This is a genomic window from Streptomyces sp. NPDC006372, from assembly GCF_040612515.1.
Classification (GTDB): Bacteria; Actinomycetota; Actinomycetes; order Streptomycetales; family Streptomycetaceae; genus Streptomyces.
The window spans coordinates 260,975-274,727 of record NZ_JBEXQJ010000002.1 but is presented as its reverse complement, the minus strand read 5'-3'; the positions used below and the strand labels follow the sequence as shown (position 1 = coordinate 274,727).

At 66.2% G+C, this 13,753-nt stretch carries 26 protein-coding genes; all 26 read left to right on the top strand.

The features are described 5' to 3' along the window. Nucleotides 1-7 precede the first annotated feature (7 nt). The 26 genes from rplD (at nt 8) to rpsK (ending at nt 13,682) form a co-directional block, all read left to right on the top strand. Nucleotides 8-664 carry a 50S ribosomal protein L4 gene (gene rplD / locus ABZ016_RS05720; RefSeq protein ID WP_356915262.1) on the top strand — a complete coding sequence of 219 codons (657 nt, stop codon included), beginning with the start codon at nt 8-10 and terminating at the stop codon, nt 662-664. After that, complete coding sequence (gene rplW, locus ABZ016_RS05715; RefSeq protein WP_356915261.1) at nt 664-1,083, top strand: 50S ribosomal protein L23; 420 nt, start codon at nt 664-666, stop codon at nt 1,081-1,083. Before rplD ends, rplW begins: the two co-directional genes overlap by 1 nt. Nucleotides 1,084-1,123: 40 nt before the next feature. Continuing rightward, complete coding sequence (gene rplB / locus ABZ016_RS05710; protein WP_031141294.1) at nt 1,124-1,960, top strand: 50S ribosomal protein L2; 837 nt, start codon at nt 1,124-1,126, stop codon at nt 1,958-1,960. 12 nt (nt 1,961-1,972) lie between these two features. Continuing rightward, complete coding sequence (rpsS, locus tag ABZ016_RS05705; RefSeq protein ID WP_003992359.1) at nt 1,973-2,254, top strand: 30S ribosomal protein S19; 282 nt, start codon at nt 1,973-1,975, stop codon at nt 2,252-2,254. Between the two features lie 43 nt (nt 2,255-2,297). Further along, nucleotides 2,298-2,645 (top strand): 50S ribosomal protein L22, encoded by a 348-nt coding sequence (gene rplV / locus ABZ016_RS05700; protein WP_003992360.1) that lies wholly within the window; start codon nt 2,298-2,300, stop codon nt 2,643-2,645. Further along, complete coding sequence (rpsC, locus tag ABZ016_RS05695) at nt 2,645-3,469, top strand: 30S ribosomal protein S3 (protein WP_356915260.1); 825 nt, start codon at nt 2,645-2,647, stop codon at nt 3,467-3,469. Before rplV ends, rpsC begins: the two co-directional genes overlap by 1 nt. A gap of 5 nt (nt 3,470-3,474) precedes the next feature. Next, entirely contained in the window at nt 3,475-3,894 is a 420-nt protein-coding gene (rplP, locus tag ABZ016_RS05690) for a 50S ribosomal protein L16 (RefSeq protein WP_003992362.1), read from the top strand. Next, nucleotides 3,894-4,118: a 50S ribosomal protein L29 gene (gene rpmC, locus ABZ016_RS05685; protein WP_003974259.1), complete on the top strand. Its 225-nt coding sequence runs from the start codon at nt 3,894-3,896 to the stop codon at nt 4,116-4,118. The genes rplP and rpmC overlap by 1 nt, the downstream gene beginning before the upstream one ends. Further along, nucleotides 4,118-4,405 carry a 30S ribosomal protein S17 gene (gene rpsQ, locus ABZ016_RS05680; RefSeq protein ID WP_003992363.1) on the top strand — a complete coding sequence of 96 codons (288 nt, stop codon included), beginning with the start codon at nt 4,118-4,120 and terminating at the stop codon, nt 4,403-4,405. Before rpmC ends, rpsQ begins: the two co-directional genes overlap by 1 nt. A 107-nt stretch (nt 4,406-4,512) precedes the next feature. Beyond that, a complete protein-coding gene (gene rplN, locus ABZ016_RS05675) occupies nt 4,513-4,881 on the top strand; it encodes a 50S ribosomal protein L14 (protein ID WP_003998823.1) in 369 nt (122 codons plus the stop codon). A gap of 2 nt (nt 4,882-4,883) precedes the next feature. Further along, entirely contained in the window at nt 4,884-5,207 is a 324-nt protein-coding gene (gene rplX, locus ABZ016_RS05670) for a 50S ribosomal protein L24 (protein ID WP_003992365.1), read from the top strand. Next, nucleotides 5,207-5,764 carry a 50S ribosomal protein L5 gene (rplE, locus tag ABZ016_RS05665; protein ID WP_003992366.1) on the top strand — a complete coding sequence of 186 codons (558 nt, stop codon included), beginning with the start codon at nt 5,207-5,209 and terminating at the stop codon, nt 5,762-5,764. The genes rplX and rplE overlap by 1 nt, the downstream gene beginning before the upstream one ends. Nucleotides 5,765-5,769: 5 nt before the next feature. After that, a complete protein-coding gene (locus tag ABZ016_RS05660) occupies nt 5,770-5,955 on the top strand; it encodes a type Z 30S ribosomal protein S14 (RefSeq protein WP_003948630.1) in 186 nt (61 codons plus the stop codon). 213 nt (nt 5,956-6,168) lie between these two features. Then, nucleotides 6,169-6,567 carry a 30S ribosomal protein S8 gene (gene rpsH / locus ABZ016_RS05655; protein ID WP_030839654.1) on the top strand — a complete coding sequence of 133 codons (399 nt, stop codon included), beginning with the start codon at nt 6,169-6,171 and terminating at the stop codon, nt 6,565-6,567. A gap of 24 nt (nt 6,568-6,591) precedes the next feature. After that, complete coding sequence (rplF, locus tag ABZ016_RS05650) at nt 6,592-7,131, top strand: 50S ribosomal protein L6 (protein ID WP_356915259.1); 540 nt, start codon at nt 6,592-6,594, stop codon at nt 7,129-7,131. Nucleotides 7,132-7,134: 3 nt separating this feature from the next. Next, nucleotides 7,135-7,518 (top strand): 50S ribosomal protein L18, encoded by a 384-nt coding sequence (gene rplR, locus ABZ016_RS05645; RefSeq protein ID WP_356915258.1) that lies wholly within the window; start codon nt 7,135-7,137, stop codon nt 7,516-7,518. Nucleotides 7,519-7,559: 41 nt separating this feature from the next. Beyond that, nucleotides 7,560-8,165, top strand: a complete 606-nt coding sequence (gene rpsE / locus ABZ016_RS05640; RefSeq protein ID WP_009190144.1) for a 30S ribosomal protein S5 — start codon at nt 7,560-7,562, stop codon at nt 8,163-8,165. Between the two features lie 2 nt (nt 8,166-8,167). Beyond that, nucleotides 8,168-8,350: a 50S ribosomal protein L30 gene (gene rpmD / locus ABZ016_RS05635; RefSeq protein WP_003974250.1), complete on the top strand. Its 183-nt coding sequence runs from the start codon at nt 8,168-8,170 to the stop codon at nt 8,348-8,350. 2 nt (nt 8,351-8,352) lie between these two features. Next, nucleotides 8,353-8,808, top strand: coding sequence for a 50S ribosomal protein L15 (gene rplO, locus ABZ016_RS05630; RefSeq protein WP_003992371.1), 456 nt, complete (start codon nt 8,353-8,355; stop codon nt 8,806-8,808). A gap of 235 nt (nt 8,809-9,043) precedes the next feature. Next, nucleotides 9,044-10,357, top strand: a complete 1,314-nt coding sequence (gene secY, locus ABZ016_RS05625; protein ID WP_356915257.1) for a preprotein translocase subunit SecY — start codon at nt 9,044-9,046, stop codon at nt 10,355-10,357. Next, complete coding sequence (locus ABZ016_RS05620; RefSeq protein ID WP_356915256.1) at nt 10,357-11,019, top strand: adenylate kinase; 663 nt, start codon at nt 10,357-10,359, stop codon at nt 11,017-11,019. Before secY ends, ABZ016_RS05620 begins: the two co-directional genes overlap by 1 nt. A 132-nt stretch (nt 11,020-11,151) precedes the next feature. Then, nucleotides 11,152-11,988 (top strand): type I methionyl aminopeptidase, encoded by an 837-nt coding sequence (gene map, locus ABZ016_RS05615; protein WP_356915255.1) that lies wholly within the window; start codon nt 11,152-11,154, stop codon nt 11,986-11,988. Nucleotides 11,989-12,247: 259 nt separating this feature from the next. Next, entirely contained in the window at nt 12,248-12,469 is a 222-nt protein-coding gene (gene infA / locus ABZ016_RS05610) for a translation initiation factor IF-1 (RefSeq protein WP_003948620.1), read from the top strand. Nucleotides 12,470-12,529: 60 nt separating this feature from the next. Further along, nucleotides 12,530-12,643, top strand: coding sequence for a 50S ribosomal protein L36 (gene rpmJ / locus ABZ016_RS05605; protein ID WP_003974245.1), 114 nt, complete (start codon nt 12,530-12,532; stop codon nt 12,641-12,643). Between the two features lie 189 nt (nt 12,644-12,832). Then, nucleotides 12,833-13,213 carry a 30S ribosomal protein S13 gene (gene rpsM / locus ABZ016_RS05600; protein ID WP_003992375.1) on the top strand — a complete coding sequence of 127 codons (381 nt, stop codon included), beginning with the start codon at nt 12,833-12,835 and terminating at the stop codon, nt 13,211-13,213. 64 nt (nt 13,214-13,277) lie between these two features. Then, nucleotides 13,278-13,682 (top strand): 30S ribosomal protein S11, encoded by a 405-nt coding sequence (gene rpsK, locus ABZ016_RS05595; RefSeq protein WP_003956432.1) that lies wholly within the window; start codon nt 13,278-13,280, stop codon nt 13,680-13,682. Nucleotides 13,683-13,753 lie beyond the last annotated feature (71 nt).

The window sequence follows — 13,753 nt, the reverse complement described above, 5'->3', positions numbered from 1 at the left end:
GTAACCGATGAGCACTGTTGACATCCTTTCGCCGGCGGGCGACAAGGCCGGTTCCGTCGAGCTCCCCGCGGAGATCTTCGACGTTGAGAAGGTCAGCATCCCGCTGATCCACCAGGTCGTCGTCGCGCAGCTGGCCGCGGCCCGTCAGGGCACGCACAAGACCAAGACCCGTGGCGAGGTCCGCGGCGGTGGCAAGAAGCCGTACCGCCAGAAGGGCACCGGTCGCGCCCGTCAGGGTTCGACCCGCGCGCCGCAGTTCGCCGGTGGTGGCGTCGTGCACGGTCCCGTGCCGCGTGACTACTCGCAGCGGACCCCGAAGAAGATGAAGGCTGCCGCTCTGCGTCACGCCCTCACCGACCGGGCCCGCCACAACCGCATCCACGTCGTCTCCGGCGTCGTCGAGGGTGACAACCCGTCGACGAAGTCCGCCAAGACGCTGTTCGGCAAGATCTCGGAGCGCAAGAATCTGCTCCTGGTCGTCGACCGCGCCGACGAGGCCGCGTGGCTGTCCGCCCGCAACCTGCCCCAGGTCCACATCCTGGAGCCGGGCCAGCTGAACACGTACGACGTTCTCGTCTCGGACGACGTGGTCTTCACCCAGGCCGCCTTCGAGTCCTTCGTGTCCGGCCCGAAGGTCAATGACACCGAAGGGAGCGAGGCCTGATGGCTATCCGTCACCCCGCAATCGCCTCCAAGGCCGCGAAGAAGGCCAAGGCCGCTCGCGTCGCCAAGGCGCGTCGCCACGCGACGGAGGGCAAGAACACCGTCGAGACGCCGCTGAGCAAGTCCTTCACGGACCCCCGTGACGTGCTGCTCAAGCCGGTCGTCTCCGAGAAGAGCTACGCGCTTCTCGACGAGGGCAAGTACACGTTCATCGTCGACCCGAGCGCCAACAAGACCCAGATCAAGCAGGCCGTCCAGGCGGTCTTCTCGGTCAAGGTCACCGGGGTCAACACGATCAACCGTCAGGGCAAGCGCAAGCGGACCCGCACCGGCTTCGGCCAGCGCGCGGCCACCAAGCGCGCGATCGTGACCCTCGCCGAGGGCGACCGTATCGACATCTTCGGCGGTCCGACCGCCTAAGGGCGGTCCGGATCGTCCGATATCGGACGAGGACTGAGAAATGGGAATCCGCAAGTACAAGCCGACTACGCCGGGCCGTCGTGGCTCCAGCGTCGCCGACTTCGTCGAGGTCACGCGGTCCACGCCGGAGAAGTCGTTGGTCCGCCCCCTGCACAGCAAGGGTGGCCGTAACAACTCCGGTCGTGTGACCGTCCGCCACCAGGGTGGTGGCCACAAGCGCGCCTACCGCGTGATCGACTTCCGTCGTCACGACAAGGACGGCGTGCCGGCGAAGGTCGCGCACATCGAGTACGACCCCAACCGCACCGCGCGCATCGCGCTCCTGCACTACGCGGACGGCGAGAAGCGCTACATCCTCGCGCCGCGTGGCCTGAGCCAGGGCGACCGCGTCGAGAACGGTCCCGGGGCCGACATCAAGCCGGGCAACAACCTTGCCCTGCGCAACATCCCGGTCGGTACCACGCTGCACGCCATCGAGCTGCGTCCGGGCGGCGGCGCGAAGTTCGCCCGCTCCGCCGGCGCCTCGGTGCAGCTGCTCGCGAAGGAGGGCTCGATGGCCCACCTCCGCATGCCGTCCGGTGAGATCCGCCTGGTCGACCAGCGCTGCCGCGCCACGGTCGGCGAGGTGGGCAACGCCGAGCAGAGCAACATCAACTGGGGTAAGGCGGGCCGTAAGCGCTGGCTGGGCGTTCGCCCGACCGTGCGTGGTGTGGTCATGAACCCCGTGGACCACCCGCACGGTGGTGGCGAAGGCCGTACCTCGGGTGGTCGCCACCCGGTGTCCCCCTGGGGCAAGAAGGAAGGCCGTACTCGTTCGCCCAAGAAGGCGTCGAACAAGTACATCGTCCGCCGCCGCAAGACGAACAAGAAGCGCTAAGGACGGGTTGAGATGCCTCGTAGCTTGAAGAAGGGGCCCTTCGTCGACGACCACCTGATCAAGAAGGTGGACGCCCAGAACGAAGCCGGCACCAAGAACGTCATCAAGACCTGGTCCCGTCGCTCCATGATCGTGCCGGCCATGCTCGGCCACACGCTCGCGGTGCACAACGGCAAGACCCACATTCCGGTGTTTGTCACCGAGTCGATGGTCGGCCACAAGCTCGGCGAGTTCTCGCCGACCCGCACCTTCCGGGGCCACGTCAAGGACGACCGGAAGTCGAAGCGCCGCTAGTCAGCGGGGTGGAATGACCATGACAGACACTGGAAGGACAACCATGGAAGCCAGGGCCCAGGCGCGGTACATCCGCGTCACGCCCATGAAGGCCCGCCGCGTGGTGGACCTCATCCGTGGCCTGAACGCCACGGAGGCTCAGGCGGTCCTGCGTTTCGCCCCGCAGGCCGCGAGCCAGCCGGTCGGCAAGGTGCTGGACAGCGCCATCGCCAACGCCGCGCACAACTACGACCACACCGATGTCGACAGCCTCTACATCTCCGAGGCCTACGTCGACGAGGGCCCGACCCTGAAGCGGTTCCGTCCGCGCGCCCAGGGCCGTGCCTACCGGATCCGCAAGCGGACCAGCCACATCACCGTGGTCGTCAGCAGCAAGGAAGGAACCCGGTAATGGGCCAGAAGGTAAACCCGCACGGGTTCCGGCTCGGTGTCACGACCGACTTCAAGTCGCGTTGGTACGCCGACAAGCTGTACAAGGACTACGTCAAGGAAGACGTCGCCATCCGTCGGATGATGACGTCCGGCATGGAGCGCGCCGGCATCTCCAAGGTCGAGATCGAGCGCACCCGTGACCGCGTGCGTGTGGACATCCACACCGCTCGTCCGGGCATCGTCATCGGCCGCCGTGGCGCCGAGGCCGACCGCATCCGCGGTGACCTCGAGAAGCTGACGGGCAAGCAGGTCCAGCTGAACATCCTCGAGGTCAAGAACCCCGAGACCGACGCTCAGCTGGTCGCCCAGGCCGTCGCCGAGCAGCTCTCCTCCCGCGTCTCCTTCCGCCGCGCCATGCGTAAGAGCATGCAGTCGGCGATGAAGGCCGGCGCCAAGGGCATCAAGATCCAGTGCGGTGGCCGCCTCGGTGGCGCCGAGATGTCCCGCTCGGAGTTCTACCGCGAGGGCCGCGTGCCCCTGCACACGCTCCGCGCGAACGTGGACTACGGCTTCTTCGAGGCCAAGACGACCTTCGGCCGCATCGGTGTGAAGGTCTGGATCTACAAGGGCGACGTCAAGAACATCGCCGAGGTCCGCGCCGAGAACGCCGCTGCCCGTGCGGGTAACCGCCCGGCCCGCGGCGGTGCCGACCGCCCGGCCCGTGGTGGCCGCGGTGGCGAGCGGCGCGGTCGCAAGCCGCAGCAGGCCGCTGGTTCCGAGGCCCCCAAGGCCGAGGTTCCCGCGTCCGCCGCTCCGGCTGAGAGCACCGGAACGGAGGCCTGACCGACATGCTGATCCCCCGTAGGGTCAAGCACCGCAAGCAGCACCACCCCAAGCGCAACGGCATGTCCAAGGGTGGCACGCAGGTTGCGTTCGGCGAGTACGGCATTCAGGCCCTGACCCCGGCGTACGTGACGAACCGGCAGATCGAGGCAGCTCGTATCGCCATGACCCGTCACATCAAGCGTGGCGGCAAGGTCTGGATCAACATCTACCCGGACCGCCCCCTCACGAAGAAGCCCGCCGAGACCCGCATGGGTTCCGGTAAGGGTTCTCCGGAGTGGTGGATCGCCAACGTCAAGCCCGGACGCGTGATGTTCGAGCTGTCGTACCCCAACGAGAAGATCGCGCGCGAGGCCCTGACCCGTGCGGCTCACAAGCTGCCGATGAAGTGCAAGATCGTCAAGCGCGAGGCAGGTGAAGCGTGATGTCGGCCGGTACCAAGGCGTCCGAGCTGCGCGAGCTGGGCAACGAGGAGCTTCTCGCGAAGCTCCGCGAGGCCAAGGAAGAGCTGTTCAACCTCCGCTTCCAGGCGGCGACGGGCCAGCTCGAGAACCACGGCCGGCTCAAGGCCGTCCGTAAGGACATCGCGCGGATCTACACCCTGATGCGTGAGCGCGAGCTGGGCATCGAGACGGTGGAGAGCGCCTGATGAGTGAGAGCAACGTGACTGAGCAGACTGCAGAGGCCCGCGGCTTCCGCAAGACCCGTGAGGGTCTCGTCGTCAGCGACAAGATGGACAAGACCGTCGTCGTCGCCGTCGAGGACCGCGTCAAGCACGCGCTGTACGGCAAGGTCATCCGCCGTACCAACAAGCTCAAGGCGCACGACGAGCAGAACGCCGCGGGCGTCGGCGACCGTGTCCTCCTCATGGAGACCCGGCCGCTGTCCGCCACGAAGCGCTGGCGCGTCGTCGAGATCCTCGAGAAGGCCAAGTAATCCCACCTAGGGGGACCCCCTAGGAATCGTTCCGCCAGGCTCGGCAGGGGCCGACCTCATATGAGGAAAGCCCCTGCCGGGAACCGGCAGACAACCAGGAGATAGACGTGATCCAGCAGGAGTCGCGACTGCGTGTCGCCGACAACACGGGTGCGAAGGAGATCCTCTGCATCCGTGTGCTCGGTGGCTCCGGTCGCCGCTACGCGGGTATCGGTGACGTCATCGTCGCCACCGTCAAGGACGCGATCCCCGGTGGCAACGTGAAGAAGGGTGACGTCGTCAAGGCGGTCATCGTTCGCACCGTCAAGGAGCGCCGCCGTCCGGACGGCTCGTACATCCGCTTCGACGAGAACGCCGCCGTCATTCTGAAGAACGACGGCGACCCTCGTGGCACCCGTATCTTCGGCCCGGTCGGCCGTGAGCTGCGCGAGAAGAAGTTCATGAAGATCATCTCCCTCGCGCCGGAGGTGCTGTGAGCATGAAGATCAAGAAGGGCGACCTGGTCCAGGTCATCACCGGCAAGGACAAGGGCAAGCAGGGCAAGGTCATCGCGGCCTTCCCCCGTGAGGACCGTGTCCTGGTCGAGGGTGTCAACCGGGTCAAGAAGCACACCAAGGCCGGTCCGACGGCTCGCGGTTCGCAGGCCGGCGGCATCGTCACCACCGAGGCGCCGATCCACGTCTCCAACGTCCAGCTGGTCGTGGAGAAGGACGGCAACAAGGTCGTGACCCGCGTCGGTTACCGCTTCGACGACGAAGGCAACAAGATCCGCGTTGCCAAGCGGACGGGTGAGGACATCTGATGACGACCACCACCAGCCCGCGTCTGAAGCAGAAGTACCGTGAGGAGATCACGGGCAAGCTGCGTGACGAGTTCAAGTACGAGAACGTCATGCAGATCCCCGGTCTCGTCAAGATCGTGGTCAACATGGGTGTGGGCGACGCCGCCCGCGACTCCAAGCTGATCGAGGGTGCCATCAAGGACCTCACCACGATCACCGGTCAGAAGCCGGCCGTCACCAAGGCCCGCAAGTCCATCGCGCAGTTCAAGCTGCGTGAGGGCCAGCCGATCGGTGCCCACGTCACGCTTCGTGGCGACCGCATGTGGGAGTTCCTGGACCGCACCCTGTCGCTCGCGCTGCCGCGCATCCGCGACTTCCGCGGCCTGTCCCCCAAGCAGTTCGACGGCCGTGGCAACTACACCTTCGGTCTCACGGAGCAGGTCATGTTCCACGAGATCGACCAGGACAAGATCGACCGCACCCGGGGTATGGACATCACCGTGGTGACCACGGCGACCAACGACGCTGAGGGCCGCGCGCTCCTTCGTCACCTCGGCTTCCCCTTCAAGGAGGCGTGAGCGAGATGGCGAAGAAGGCTCTGATCGCTAAGGCTGCTCGCAAGCCCAAGTTCGGTGTGCGTGGCTACACCCGCTGCCAGCGCTGCGGCCGCCCGCACTCCGTGTACCGCAAGTTCGGCCTCTGCCGCGTGTGCCTTCGTGAGATGGCTCACCGTGGCGAGCTGCCGGGCGTGACCAAGAGCTCCTGGTAATCCCCCTAAACAGGGATTCGCAGGGCTCTCGGTAAGCATCTGGGGCGGCCTGACGTCCAGCTCACATGCTTTAGGCTTGTGTGGTTGGGCGTCTGCCGCCGCCCTTACGACTTACTACGCCGTAGGTCCACCGCGCCGCACCCGTCCCGTCTCGGATCGGGGAGAGGGATGGCGCACCAGGAAACCCCGGCGAGAGAGGCCGAAGGCCAATTCATGACCATGACTGATCCGATCGCAGACATGCTTACGCGTCTGCGGAACGCGAACTCGGCATACCACGACTCCGTGACGATGCCGGCATCGAAGATCAAGTCGCACATCGCGGAGATCCTCCAGCAGGAGGGCTTCATCACGGGCTGGAAGGTCGAGGACGCCGAGGTCGGCAAGAACCTCGTCCTGGAGCTGAAGTTCGGCCCCAACCGTGAGCGCTCCATCGCGGGCATCAAGCGGATCTCCAAGCCCGGTCTCCGGGTGTACGCGAAGTCCACCAACCTGCCGAAGGTTCTGGGCGGCCTGGGCGTGGCCATCATCTCCACGTCCCACGGTCTCCTGACCGACAAGCAGGCGCAGAAGAAGGGCGTGGGTGGGGAAGTCCTCGCCTACGTCTGGTAATTCGGGAACGGAGGAGAGACAGCAATGTCGCGTATCGGCAAGCTCCCCATCCCGGTTCCCGCCGGCGTGGACGTCACCATCGACGGCCGTACGGTCTCGGTCAAGGGCCCCAAGGGCGAACTGACCCACACCGTCATCGCGCCGATCGACATCGCGAAGGCCGAGGACGGCACCCTTCAGGTGCTGCGGCCGAACGACGAGCGGCAGAGCAAGGCCCTGCACGGCCTGTCCCGCACGCTGGTGGCGAACATGATCACCGGTGTGACCACGGGATACGTCAAGAAGCTCGAAATCAGCGGTGTCGGCTACCGTGTCCTGGCCAAGGGCTCCAACCTGGAGTTCTCCCTGGGCTACAGCCACCCGATCCTGGTCGAGGCCCCCGAGGGCATCACCTTCAAGGTGGAGTCCCCGACCCGTTTCTCGGTCGAGGGCATCGACAAGCAGAAGGTCGGCGAGGTTGCGGCCAACATCCGCAAGCTGCGCAGGCCCGACCCGTACAAGGCCAAGGGCGTCAAGTACGAGGGCGAAGTCATCCGCCGCAAGGTCGGAAAGGCGGGTAAGTAAGCCATGGCATACGGGCAGAAGATCCTGAAGGGCGACGCCTACAAGCGCGCCGCGATCAAGCGCCGCCACATCCGTATCCGTAAGCACATCAACGGTACGGCGGAGCGTCCCCGTCTGGTCGTGACCCGCTCCAACCGCCACATCGTGGCGCAGGTGATCGACGACCTGAAGGGCCACACCCTGGCTTCGGCGTCCACGCTGGACAGCTCGATCCGCGGTGGCGAGGGCGACAAGTCCGCGCAGGCCAAGCAGGTCGGCGCCCTGGTCGCCGAGCGTGCCAAGGCCGCCGGTGTCGAGGCCGTCGTGTTCGACCGTGGTGGTAACCAGTACGCCGGGCGCATCGCCGCTCTGGCGGACGCCGCCCGCGAGGCCGGGCTCAAGTTCTGAGCCGGTTCCGTAGCTAGCGGAAACAGAGAGAGGTAATTCCAATGGCTGGACCCCAGCGCCGCGGTGGCGGTGCCGGTGGCGGCGAGCGGCGGGACCGGAAGGGCCGTGACGGCGGCGCTGCTGCCGCCGAGAAGACCGCGTACGTTGAGCGCGTCGTCGCGATCAACCGCGTCGCCAAGGTTGTGAAGGGTGGTCGTCGCTTCAGCTTCACCGCGCTGGTCGTGGTGGGCGACGGTGACGGCACCGTGGGTGTCGGTTACGGCAAGGCCAAGGAGGTGCCGGCCGCCATCGCCAAGGGTGTTGAGGAGGCCAAGAAGCACTTCTTCAAGGTCCCCCGTATCCAGGGCACCATCCCGCACCCCATCCAGGGTGAGAAGGCTGCCGGCGTCGTGCTGCTCAAGCCCGCGTCGCCCGGTACCGGTGTTATCGCCGGTGGTCCGGTGCGTGCCGTGCTCGAGTGCGCCGGTATTCACGACGTGCTGTCGAAGTCGCTCGGCTCCGACAACGCGATCAACATCGTGCACGCGACCGTGGAGGCCCTGAAGGGTCTGCAGCGTCCCGAGGAGATCGCGGCCCGCCGTGGTCTGCCCCTCGAGGACGTCGCCCCCGCGGCTCTTCTCCGTGCGCGTGCCGGGGCGGGTGCGTAATCATGGCGCAGCTCAAGATTACGCAGGTCAAGTCCTACATCGGCAGCAAGCAGAACCACCGTGACACCCTGCGTTCCCTTGGTCTCAAGGGCATCAACACGCAGGTCGTCAAGGAGGACCGCCCCGAGTTCCGCGGCATGGTGCACACCGTCCGCCACCTCGTGACGGTCGAGGAGGTCGACTGATCATGGCGGAGCAGAACCCGCTCAAGATCCACAACCTCCGTCCCGCCCCGGGCGCCAAGACCGCCAAGACCCGTGTCGGTCGTGGTGAGGCGTCGAAGGGTAAGACGGCCGGTCGTGGTACCAAGGGCACCAAGGCCCGCTACCAGGTTCCGGAGCGCTTCGAGGGTGGCCAGATGCCCCTCCACATGCGCCTCCCGAAGCTGAAGGGCTTCAAGAACCCGTTCAAGACCGAGTACCAGGTCGTGAACCTCGACAAGCTGGCCGCGCTCTACCCCGAGGGTGGCGAGGTCACCGTCGAGGGTCTGGTGGCCAAGGGTGCCGTTCGCAAGAACGCGCTCGTCAAGGTCCTCGGCCAGGGCGAGGTCTCCGTGGCGCTGCAGGTGACGGTCGACGCCGTCTCCGGCTCGGCCAAGGAGAAGATCACCGCCGCCGGCGGTTCCGTCACCGAGCTCGTCTGAACATCACAGGCGTCTCGATGACCTGAGCGATCCCGACCGGGGATACCCCACATTTGGGGTATCCCCGGTTGGTCGTTCCTAGGGCGGCAGTCTCGCCGGTAAGGTGGCTTGGACTGCCCTCTTTTCACAGGGTGCTGCACATCGGGCACTCTGAGCGGCAGTAGACCGTTACCTATTCGTCGAACCTCAAGACCGTCACCCTTGACGCAGTTGCGCGGGGGTCGCAGGAGGCACCGTGCTCACCGCGTTCGCCCGGGCGTTCAAGACGCCCGACCTGCGCAAGAAGCTGCTCTTCACGCTCGGCATCATCGTGGTCTACCGGGTCGGTACGCACATCCCGATCCCCGGCGTCGACTACCGGAACGTCCAGACCTGCATCGACGCGGCCCAGGCCAACACGGGCCTGTTCGGTCTGGTCAACATGTTCAGCGGCGGCGCGCTGCTGCAGATCACGATCTTCGCGCTGGGCATCATGCCGTACATCACGGCGAGCATCATTCTGCAGCTGCTGACCGTGGTGATCCCGCGCCTGGAAGCCCTGAAGAAGGAGGGCCAGGCCGGTACGGCGAAGATCACGCAGTACACGCGTTACCTGACGATCGCCCTCGCCATCCTCCAGGGCACCGGCCTCGTCGCCACCGCCCGCAGCGGTGCGCTGTTCCAGGGCTGCCCGGTGGCCAGCCAGATCGTCCCCGACCAGTCGATCTTCGTCACCATCACCATGGTCATCACCATGACCGCCGGTACGGCGGCCGTCATGTGGCTCGGTGAGCTCATCACCGACCGCGGCATCGGCAACGGCATGTCGATCCTGATGTTCATCTCGATCGCCGCCACCTTCCCGTCCGCCCTGTGGGCCATCAAGCAGGAGGGCTCGCTGGCCGGCGGCTGGATCGAGTTCGGCACCGTCATCCTGGTCGGCCTCGTCATGGTCGGCCTGGTCGTCTTCGTCGAGCAGGCCCAGCGCCGCATCCCGGTGCAGTACGCCAAGCGGATGATCGGCCGCCGCTCCTACGGCGGTACGTCCACGTACATCCCGCTCAAGGTGAACCAGGCGGGCGTGATCCCCGTCATCTTCGCCTCGTCGCTGCTCTACATCCCGGCGCTGATCGCGCAGTTCGCCGGAGGCAACTCGGGCTGGAAGACCTGGATCGAGCAACACTTCGTCAAGGGCGACCACCCGTATTACATCGCTTCGTACTTCCTGCTGATCGTTTTCTTCGCGTTCTTCTACGTGGCGATCTCCTTCAACCCCGAGGAAGTCGCCGACAACATGAAGAAGTATGGTGGCTTCATCCCGGGCATCCGGGCTGGCCGACCGACCGCTGAGTACCTCTCGTACGTGCTCAACCGGATCACCTGGCCGGGTTCGCTGTACCTGGGTCTGATCGCTCTCGTACCGACAATGGCGTTGGTCGGGTTCCAAGCGAACCAGAACTTCCCGTTCGGCGGGACCAGCATCCTGATCATCGTGGGTGTCGGTCTCGAGACCGTGAAGCAGATCGAGAGCCAGCTCCAGCAGCGCAATTACGAAGGGTTCCTCCGCTGATGCGAATCGTCCTCGTCGGGCCGCCGGGTGCCGGTAAGGGAACGCAGGCCGCGTTCCTGGCCAAGAACCTGTCGATCCCGCACATCTCCACGGGCGACCTGTTCCGGGCCAACATCAGCCAGCAGACGGAGCTCGGGAAACTCGCGAAGTCCTACATGGACGCGGGCAATCTCGTGCCCGACGAGGTCACCATCGCGATGGCGAAGGACCGCATGGAGCAGCCGGACGCCGAGAACGGTTTCCTGCTGGACGGCTTCCCCCGCAACGTCTCGCAGGCCGAGGCGCTCGACGAGCTGCTCGAGACCGAGAGCATGCAGCTCGACGCGGTGCTGGACCTGGAGGTCCCCGAGGACGAGGTCGTCAAGCGGATCGCCGGCCGGCGCATCTGCCGCAACGACTCCGCGCACGTCTTCCACGTGACGTACAAGCAGCCGGCCAAGGAAGGCGTCTGCGACGTCTGCGGCGGCGAGCTGTACCAGCGGGACGACGACTCCGAGGAGACGGTCCGCACGCGGCTGGAGGTCTACCACACCCAGACCGAGCCGATCATCGACTACTACAAGGCGCAGGGCCTGGTGGTCACGATCTCGGCGCTCGGCAAGGTGGAGGACGTCACGACGCGCGCCATGGAGGCGCTCAAGCGTGGCGAGGACGACAAGTAGTCGTTCGTACGCAGCTACGGCCGCGGTTCCCGCTCGGGGGCCGCGGCTGCTGCGTGGGCGGGGCCGGTCGTGCGGCCCCGTATCGTTGAAGGCGTTCGTGTCCGCTGAAGGTCCAGAAAGGCCGTAGCCCCCATGGTGCAGATCAAGACCCCCGAGCAGATCGCCAAGATGCGTGAGGCGGGACTGGTCGTCGCCGCCATCCACGCGGCGACCCGTGAGGCCGCCGTACCCGGGGCCACGACGAAGGATCTGGACCAGGTCGCCCGCAAGGTGCTGGCCGAGCACGACGCCAAGCCGAACTTCCTCGGATACGGCGGCTTCCCGGCGACGATCTGCACGTCGGTGAACGAGGTCGTCGTCCACGGCATCCCGTCCGACGAGGTGGTCCTCAAGGACGGGGACGTCATCTCCATCGACTGCGGCGCGATCATCGACGGCTGGCACGGCGACGCCGCCTTCACGGCCTTCGTGGGCTCCGGTCACGCCCCGGAGCTGGTCGAGCTCTCCCGGGTGACCGAGGAGTCGATGTGGGCCGGTATCGCGGCCATGAAGCAGGGCAACCGGCTCGTCGACGTCTCCCGGGCCATCGAGACGTACATCCGCCGCCAGCCCAAGCCCGGCGGCGGCAAGTACGGGATCATCGAGGACTACGGCGGGCACGGCATCGGCACCGAGATGCACATGGACCCGCACCTGCTGAACTACGTCGACCGGCGGCGGGGGAAGGGGCCGAAGCTGGTGCCCGGGTTCTGCCTCGCGATCGAGCCGATGGTGTCTCTCGGTACGCCGAAGACCGAGGTGCTCCAGGACGACTGGACGGTCATCACCACGGACGGGACCTGGTCGTCGCACTGGGAGCACTCTGTCGCTCTGACGGAGGAAGGGCCGCTGGTGCTCACCTCTCCCGACGGGGGGAAGGCGAAGCTCGCCGAGCTGGGGATCGTGGCCGCGCCGGATCCGCTGGGCTGAGCGCCTGCCGGGGTGGGTGGTCCTGCCCGACGGCGGCTGCGGGTGCGTGGGGGCTTGTCGCGCCCACGCGGCGGAGCCGCATATCGACACAGCCCCGCGCCCCTATCGGGGCGCTTAAAGCTGTCTCCGGTGGGGCAGACTCCCCCGATTCGTGTTTCTGAGGGCCCTGACGTAGACTGACTCGTCGGCTCTTGTGTATCCGCATGTCTGCATGCGCTCACAGAGGGTCGATCAAGGTAGTCGATTCGAAGGGCGAAGCGTGGCCAAGAAGCAAGGTGCCATCGAGATCGAGGGCACTGTCGTCGAGTCTCTGCCGAACGCCATGTTCAAGGTCGAGCTCCAGAACGGCCACCAGGTCCTGGCTCACATCAGCGGCAAGATGCGTATGCACTACATCCGCATCCTCCCTGACGACCGGGTCGTGGTGGAGCTGTCTCCGTACGACCTGACGCGTGGCCGGATCGTCTACCGCTACAAGTAGATCTTGCCCGCATCCCGCTTCCGGGCGGGGTGGTGGCACTGACCCGGAGAACCTCACCTAATGAAGGTCAAGCCGAGCGTCAAGAAGATCTGCGACAAGTGCAGGGTGATCCGCCGTCACGGCCGGGTCATGGTCATCTGCGACAACCCGCGCCACAAGCAGCGCCAGGGCTGACGCACGACCGATCCCTCTGCACCTCTCGCAGAGATTCGCGCGACGCGAGCTGAATATGTTCATACGCAGGACCCAGGCCGGCACGGCTTGACACCCCCGGTTCGGAGGCCGGGGACCCAGTTCGTACCTCGTACGGCGGCTGGGGGTCGGTTCTGCGGAAGACCTCCGACAAGTAACTGGAGCCATTGAATGGCACGCGTTTCCGGTGTTGACATCCCGCGCGACAAGCGCGTGGAGATCGCCCTCACCTACGTGTTCGGCATCGGCCGGACTCTGTCCCAGCAGACGCTGGCCGCCACCGGCGTGGACCCGAACACCCGTGTTCGTGACCTCTCCGAGGAGCAGCTGGTCGCGATCCGCGAGTTCGTCGACAACAACATCAAGACCGAGGGTGACCTCCGTCGCGAGATCCAGGCCGACATCCGCCGCAAGGTCGAGATCGGTACCTACCAGGGTCTGCGTCACCGCCGCGGTCTGCCCGTCCGCGGTCAGCGCACCAGCACCAACGCCCGCACCCGCAAGGGCCCGCGTCGCGCCATCGCCGGCAAGAAGAAGCCGGGCAAGAAGTAGTCCTCAGCGGACGCTCGTCAGCGGTCTTCGCTGCAGGACCGACCACCTCCCGTAGGAGTTATAGATGCCCCCCAAGGGTCGTCAGGGCGCTGCCAAGAAGGTGCGCCGCAAGGAAAAGAAGAACGTCGCTCACGGCCACGCGCACATCAAGAGCACGTTCAACAACACGATCGTCTCGATCACGGACCCGTCCGGCAACGTGATCTCCTGGGCCTCCGCCGGCCACGTCGGCTTCAAGGGCTCCCGGAAGTCCACGCCGTTCGCCGCGCAGATGGCCGCCGAGTCGGCTGCCCGCCGCGCCCAGGAGCACGGCATGCGCAAGGTCGACGTGTTCGTCAAGGGCCCGGGCTCCGGTCGTGAGACCGCGATCCGTTCCCTGCAGGCCACGGGCCTCGAGGTCGGCTCCATCCAGGACGTCACCCCGACCCCGCACAACGGCTGCCGCCCGCCGAAGCGCCGCCGCGTCTGACGCGACGCCTTCGGGCTCATGGTTTTCGGGCGGTACGGTCCCTTCGGGCCGTATCGCCCGTACCCTTGCAG

What these genes read in the sequence shown, in the direction of transcription:
- rplD (WP_356915262.1), top strand. Translation starts at nt 8, where the DNA reads ATGAGCACTGTTGACATCCTTTCGCCGGCGGGCGACAAGGCCGGTTCC.
- rplW (WP_356915261.1), top strand. Translation starts at nt 664, where the DNA reads ATGGCTATCCGTCACCCCGCAATCGCCTCCAAGGCCGCGAAGAAGGCC.
- rplB (WP_031141294.1), top strand. Translation starts at nt 1,124, where the DNA reads ATGGGAATCCGCAAGTACAAGCCGACTACGCCGGGCCGTCGTGGCTCC.
- rpsS (WP_003992359.1), top strand. Translation starts at nt 1,973, where the DNA reads ATGCCTCGTAGCTTGAAGAAGGGGCCCTTCGTCGACGACCACCTGATC.
- rplV (WP_003992360.1), top strand. Translation starts at nt 2,298, where the DNA reads ATGGAAGCCAGGGCCCAGGCGCGGTACATCCGCGTCACGCCCATGAAG.
- rpsC (WP_356915260.1), top strand. Translation starts at nt 2,645, where the DNA reads ATGGGCCAGAAGGTAAACCCGCACGGGTTCCGGCTCGGTGTCACGACC.
- rplP (WP_003992362.1), top strand. Translation starts at nt 3,475, where the DNA reads ATGCTGATCCCCCGTAGGGTCAAGCACCGCAAGCAGCACCACCCCAAG.
- rpmC (WP_003974259.1), top strand. Translation starts at nt 3,894, where the DNA reads ATGTCGGCCGGTACCAAGGCGTCCGAGCTGCGCGAGCTGGGCAACGAG.
- rpsQ (WP_003992363.1), top strand. Translation starts at nt 4,118, where the DNA reads ATGAGTGAGAGCAACGTGACTGAGCAGACTGCAGAGGCCCGCGGCTTC.
- rplX (WP_003992365.1), top strand. Translation starts at nt 4,884, where the DNA reads ATGAAGATCAAGAAGGGCGACCTGGTCCAGGTCATCACCGGCAAGGAC.
- rplE (WP_003992366.1), top strand. Translation starts at nt 5,207, where the DNA reads ATGACGACCACCACCAGCCCGCGTCTGAAGCAGAAGTACCGTGAGGAG.
- ABZ016_RS05660 (WP_003948630.1), top strand. Translation starts at nt 5,770, where the DNA reads ATGGCGAAGAAGGCTCTGATCGCTAAGGCTGCTCGCAAGCCCAAGTTC.
- rpsH (WP_030839654.1), top strand. Translation starts at nt 6,169, where the DNA reads ATGACCATGACTGATCCGATCGCAGACATGCTTACGCGTCTGCGGAAC.
- rplF (WP_356915259.1), top strand. Translation starts at nt 6,592, where the DNA reads ATGTCGCGTATCGGCAAGCTCCCCATCCCGGTTCCCGCCGGCGTGGAC.
- rplR (WP_356915258.1), top strand. Translation starts at nt 7,135, where the DNA reads ATGGCATACGGGCAGAAGATCCTGAAGGGCGACGCCTACAAGCGCGCC.
- rpsE (WP_009190144.1), top strand. Translation starts at nt 7,560, where the DNA reads ATGGCTGGACCCCAGCGCCGCGGTGGCGGTGCCGGTGGCGGCGAGCGG.
- rpmD (WP_003974250.1), top strand. Translation starts at nt 8,168, where the DNA reads ATGGCGCAGCTCAAGATTACGCAGGTCAAGTCCTACATCGGCAGCAAG.
- rplO (WP_003992371.1), top strand. Translation starts at nt 8,353, where the DNA reads ATGGCGGAGCAGAACCCGCTCAAGATCCACAACCTCCGTCCCGCCCCG.
- ABZ016_RS05620 (WP_356915256.1), top strand. Translation starts at nt 10,357, where the DNA reads ATGCGAATCGTCCTCGTCGGGCCGCCGGGTGCCGGTAAGGGAACGCAG.
- map (WP_356915255.1), top strand. Translation starts at nt 11,152, where the DNA reads ATGGTGCAGATCAAGACCCCCGAGCAGATCGCCAAGATGCGTGAGGCG.
- rpmJ (WP_003974245.1), top strand. Translation starts at nt 12,530, where the DNA reads ATGAAGGTCAAGCCGAGCGTCAAGAAGATCTGCGACAAGTGCAGGGTG.
- rpsM (WP_003992375.1), top strand. Translation starts at nt 12,833, where the DNA reads ATGGCACGCGTTTCCGGTGTTGACATCCCGCGCGACAAGCGCGTGGAG.
- rpsK (WP_003956432.1), top strand. Translation starts at nt 13,278, where the DNA reads ATGCCCCCCAAGGGTCGTCAGGGCGCTGCCAAGAAGGTGCGCCGCAAG.